1 protein-coding gene is annotated in these 1,658 nt (G+C 32.9%); it reads left to right on the forward strand.

Annotation, left to right across the window (positions count from 1 at the left end):
* Nucleotides 1-1,443: transporter substrate-binding domain-containing protein (locus F6K13_RS32085; protein ID WP_287289741.1), on the forward strand; the 1,443-nt coding region annotated here is incomplete at its 5' end.
* Nucleotides 1,444-1,658 lie beyond the last annotated feature (215 nt).

Consider the following 1,658-nt stretch of genomic DNA (forward strand, 5'->3'; position numbering starts at 1 on the left):
CTGGGAAATTCTTTTGGTGCAACAACAGTCTTATCTTTAGGAGGTGCAAATATTAATTTGCCCAGATTAAATCAAGAATGTGACCCGGAAAATTTGAGTTTAAATATATCAGTATTATTGCAATGTCGTGCCAATTATTTACCTCCTTCAAACTATCAGTTAAGAGACCCTCGTATCAAAGCAGTTTTTGCTTACTTTCCTCTAACAAGTGTAGTTTTCGGACCTGAAGAAATGAGAAATATTTCTGTTCCTACTCTAATGATGGGAGGTAGTCACGATCTTCTCACCCCAGGAATAGAAGAAGATGTTCATCCTTTTATTTGGATGGATAACCCAGATAAATATTTAGCTTTTTTGATTCCGGGAACTCATTTTTCTACCAGCACTTTAATACCTGGTTTGCCTGAAATATTACAGGGACCAACACCAGAAGTAGGACAGTATTATCTCAAGAACTTGAGCGTAGCTTTCTTTAAAAAATATCTAGATAATCAATCAGAATATGAACCATATTTAACTGCTTCTTATGGGAAAGTTATGAATAAAGATTCCCTAAGTTTGAATTTAATTCAATCTTTAAAAGCACAACAATTAGAAACTGCTTATGGTAATTCTCCACCAAAACCGATCGTACCTCCAACTGTTACTGCTCAAGTTCCTAAAAGACAAGAAAGTATCTTAGAAGAAATTCAAAGAACTGGAGTAATGAAAGTAGCAATTAGAAGAGACGCTACTCCTTTTGGTTATGTAAATAATACCGGAGAATGGGCTGGTTATTGTGAAGATATAATTGATGTTTTTGCTCAAAAAATTGCTCAAGAATTGAAAATTTCCACTGGAGTTAAAGTAATAAAAATTCCATCGAATCTAGAAAATCGTTTTCAGTTAGTTCAGAATGGTAATGTACATTTAGAATGCGGTCCAAATACTATTAGAGATGATGTGATAAATGTGGCTTTTTCTAATCCTTTCTTTGTCACAGGAACGAATTTTCTAGTTGCTAAAGACACAGAAATAAATCCTAATAGCAATTTAGCAGGAGTTAAAACAGGTGTCTTGAGAAATACTACTACAGAAAAATTTATTCAAACAAAATATCCTGAAACTGAAGCAATTTATTTTGAAGGTAATACAGGGGTGAATCAAGCTGTAAAATCTTTAGCTAAAGGAGAAATTCAGGCTTTTGTTAATGATGGAATTTTATCTATCGGGGAAGTAGTCAGGCAAAATTTAGATATTAATAATTACAAGTTAGTTCCAGAAAAACCTTTAACCTGTGATTTTTATGGGATGATTATTCCGAATAATGACCCAGAATGGCAAAATAAACTTAACTCTTTTATTGATGGCGATAAATCTCAACCCATTGATGAAAAATGGTTCAAAAAGTTGTTTCCTTATCAGTTAGAAAATCTAGATTATTGCGTGAATCATAAAAAGTAATTTCAGTTATCAGTTATCAGTTATCAGTTATCAGTTATCAGGTAAGCATTTCCTCCGGAATGCTGCGCAAACAACAGTCATCCATCAGCTATCAGCTATTGCTTTTAGTTTAGGATAAAAGCTTTATTAATTGTCTTACTACAAAAGTTGCTTTCCTTACTCTTAAAGTCAGTTGTTAATTTAAATACTGTTCTTAAGGAGAGAATCTTGTTGCT

The sequence above is a fragment of the Okeania sp. SIO2B9 genome (assembly GCF_010672505.1).
In the GTDB taxonomy this organism is placed as follows: domain Bacteria; phylum Cyanobacteriota; class Cyanobacteriia; order Cyanobacteriales; family Microcoleaceae; genus Okeania; species Okeania hirsuta.